The 317-nt window shown below is 65.0% G+C and carries 1 protein-coding gene; it reads right to left on the bottom strand.

Annotation, left to right across the window (positions count from 1 at the left end; translation table 11 throughout):
• Window positions 1–317 (bottom strand): SDR family oxidoreductase (locus PA598K_RS35265; protein ID WP_128661314.1); only part of this gene is annotated, 317 nt, incomplete at both ends.

The following is a 317-nucleotide window of genomic DNA, read 5'->3' as shown; positions in this document are numbered from 1 at the left end:
GGCGAGGAAGGCGGCCACGTCCGCCACATCGTCGGGCTCGCCCCAGCGGTTCAGCACCGATAGACTCGCCGCATAGGCCTGGCCTTGCGGGTCCTGGAGCGTGCCCGCATTCATCTCGGTATTGATGATGCCGGGCTGGATCGCATTGACGGTGATCTCGCGACTGCCGAGCTGCCGGGCCAGCAGCTTGGTGAAGGTGTCGATCGCTCCCTTGGTCATGCTGTAGGCAAACACGCTCGGCGAGGCTACCCGCGTCACGAAGGAGGAGATATTGATGATGCGTCCGCCGTCTCGCAGCCGCGGCAAAGCCTGCTGGG

Origin of the sequence: Paenibacillus sp. 598K (assembly GCF_003851045.1) — a bacterium.
Lineage (GTDB): Bacteria > Bacillota > Bacilli > Paenibacillales > Paenibacillaceae > Paenibacillus_D.
Note: the sequence above shows the minus strand (reverse complement) of the source record. Positions and strands in the feature narration are given on the sequence as shown.